This window comes from Ruegeria sp. Ofav3-42 (assembly GCF_022347725.1).
Lineage (GTDB): Bacteria > Pseudomonadota > Alphaproteobacteria > Rhodobacterales > Rhodobacteraceae > Ruegeria.
Map to the genome: position 1 here is coordinate 1 of NZ_JAKRGB010000046.1, position 3,127 is coordinate 3,127.

The 3,127-nt window shown below is 56.0% G+C and carries 2 protein-coding genes; one reads left to right on the plus strand and one right to left on the minus strand.

Annotated elements, in window-relative coordinates:
• Positions 1-340: 340 nt before the first annotated feature.
• A complete protein-coding gene (locus tag MHN28_RS24635; protein WP_255733671.1) occupies positions 341-967 on the minus strand; it encodes a sugar transferase in 627 nt (208 codons plus the stop codon).
• Between the two features lie 902 nt (positions 968-1,869).
• On the opposite strand from MHN28_RS24635, the gene MHN28_RS24640 reads away from it, so the two are divergent.
• The coding region (locus MHN28_RS24640; RefSeq protein ID WP_239345679.1) for a GumC family protein at positions 1,870-3,127 on the plus strand (1,258 nt) is incomplete at its 3' end.

The window sequence follows — 3,127 nt, forward strand, 5'->3', positions numbered from 1 at the left end:
GATACCGCTCGAATCTTCACGTCAACATGTCACTTTTTTGCGACTGACTAGCGACTTTCCAAAATAACGTCCCGCGACAAATCCACCAAAATAAACGTTCAATAAAAAATGTGCTCAAAATGCAATTCAACAATTAATTCGAAAGTTAGAATGTGGTGATATATACACCTTTAAGGTGATATATTGTGCAGAAATTTTTCGCTCACCCCGTGAGCCGCGGCATCAAGGCCTCCTAAAAGACTCAAATTACAAGCTGTTCGCTTGGTATCTCAGGCATCTACCGGCGACTGAAACAAATGATGCTCCAGATCTCCGGGTGAATCTCAAACCTGAAATCTGATTACGCGCCGCCGCGACGCAACATGACAGCCAGGGTCTTCCAGACGATTCGCGCCTCCATCGCCAAACCGGCATTGGCGATATAATACAGGTCTGCCTGCACTTTCCGGCGAGTTGCATCCGTGCCTTCGATGTATCCCAACTCAACCTGTGCCCAGCCGCTGATGCCAGGGCGCACGCCATGACGTTCTTGGTAACCCGGCACTTGTGTCAAATAGTTTCGGGCATGTTCTATGTAGTCCGGGCGAGGGCCGACCAGGCTCATTTCGCCTTTGATAACATTAATAATTTGCGGCAACTCATCCAGGCGGGACTTGCGCAGGAAACGGCCAAGCGTCGTAATTCTGTCTTCTTCCAAAGGGCAGTCCGCACTGCGCTCGATCTTCTCAGCCGGGCGCATTGAGCGAAACTTGTATGCGGTGAATGGCTCGCAATTCCGGCCCATACGTTCTTGCAAGAAAAACAGCGGGCCTTTGTTCCAGAACGGGTTCAGGATAAGCAGGACGATCCCGCACAGAACCGCGAGCGGCAGCAACACAAGCGTGCTCACGACTAGATCAAACGCCCGCTTTGCAAAGTTGAATGCGATGCCGGAAGTGGGGGTTTCAGAGCGAGGATAGTCGACCAGGTTCGGAGTCTCCCGGTCAGAAAAATTAGAATCAAACATACCTGCTCAATAACCTTAGCACTGTCGGATTTTAAACACGCAAGAATTGCACCGTTTCTTGATTGGGCTTTTATTAACTGTTCCGAACACCAGTCAACCACTTTGAATCAAATTAGTTGCAAATTCTCATTGTTGTCATCCAGTTGACATAAACCATCGCTCAAAAAACGTGCGCCGACCGTTTGATTGACCTATCGGCAGAGGTTCGGAAAAAATGGTTGCCTTGCTATTAAAAAATTGGAATACGTTGCGATCATTCCATAGCTGGTTGAAGTAGCGCCCGAACCAGTTGGGCGAACGACGGATCAAACACCCTAGGCCAACAGGCTTCTTGCAAGACCTTCTGCCATTTGGCCCCTCTGAGCTGGTATGCGGTTGCTTCGAGGGAAACGGAAAATTGGTACCTACCCGGTTTCCCATCCTGTCGTTACGTGACCCTGCGGAGTGCGATGATTTGGACCCCATTCCCAGCGAATGCGGCTGTTGCATGCCACCATTTAGGCATCCCCTGTTGGCCCGATCCGGACTTGGGAACTCCGGGTTCATTTCAAGGCGGAGCGTTCATCTGGTTTGCCCCAACCCGCCCGACAAACAGCCGATAGCATTGATTGCCGTGTTGTTTGGGGGCTGGGTTTGAGCGGCCCCGATGTCTGTTGTGATGTGCGTGTGGTTATGGGTGTTTTTGCTCTGACGTTGCGCGGTTTTTGAGGCGCGTATTGCGGGGCCTGTCCGGGCGCTTTGTGCGTGTGTCCGGTTGTGGTCGGTCGGGCGGTTTAGGGATCTTTATTTATAGACCTGAGCGGTGTAGAGAGCGCACGCGCACGTGGATTGCGTATATTGTCATTTGGGATTGTATTTCTGACATGAAGCAAACGCCGATACACGACGGGCCTTTCAACCCCGGCCGCCCGCAAGTGAGTGATGCGCCCGAGGACGACACGATCGACCTGGGTGCCTTGATGGGCACGTTGTGGCGCGGCAAGTGGATCATTGCCCTGACAACCGCTGCGGCGATCCTGCTTGGGGTGTATTACGCGTTTGTTGCCGCGGTGCCGCTATACCGGTCCACGGCTGTGGTCATGCTGGAAACCGAGCAGGCCAGCGTGATCGATCTGCAAAGCGTGGTGGGTGGTCTGGCCGGAGATACGGCCGAGGTCAATTCAGAACTTGAGGTTCTGCAGTCGCGGGGCCTGATGGGCAAGGTTGTGGACAAGCTGGATCTGGTGTCGGACCCCGAGTTCAATGCCGCGCTTCAACCGGTCTCGGCGCTCGACGGCGCGAAAGAGTTTCTCAAGTCCGCTCTGGGCACCGGAGGCAGCCCCGCCCAGGAGCCGGAGGATCTGGCCAGGCAGCGCACCCGGGACAGCGTGATTACGGCCCTGCTCCGGAAAGTCTCGACCCGCAACGTGCGGCAAAGTCTGGTCTTCGAGGTGACGGTCGAGACGGAATCGGCGCGCAAATCCGCCCTGATCGCAGACACGATTGTCGAGCTTTACGTCCTGAACCAGATTGAGGTGAAGTTCGAAGCCACCGAACAGGCGACCGAATGGCTGACCGACCGTGTGGCCGAGCTGCAGGTCGAGCTGGAAACCGCGGAAGCGAAGGTCAACGAATTCAACGCGACAACTGCCCTGATCTCGCCCGAGGCCTTGCAGTTGCAGGAAGTCCAGCTGAAAGAACTGCGCGAGCGCAGCGTGTCGGCCGAGGCGACCCGCGTTGCCGCTCAGACCCGGTACGACCTGCTGGAGGCCGCGGATAGTCGCGCGGCGCAGGCCGAAGCCGGTCAGGATCCGCAGTTGCAGCGCCTGTACGCGCAGATCGACGACTCCGACACCGGCGAAGCCGCGTTCGACACCGCTTATCAGCGCCTGGTCGCACGAACAGCGCTCGAGGCGCAGCGGGCGGCGCAGCAGGTTCAGGCACTGACGCAATCGGCCGAAGATTTGGGTCAGCAGATCGCACAACGGAATGCGGATCTGATCACGCTGCAACAGCTGGTCCGCGAAGCCGAAGCGGTCCGGCTGCTGTATGAGTATTTCCTGGCCCGACTGAAAGAGACCGCCGTACAGGAAGGGATCCAGAAAGCGGACAGCCGACAGCTGTCACGCGCGGTGATCCCCG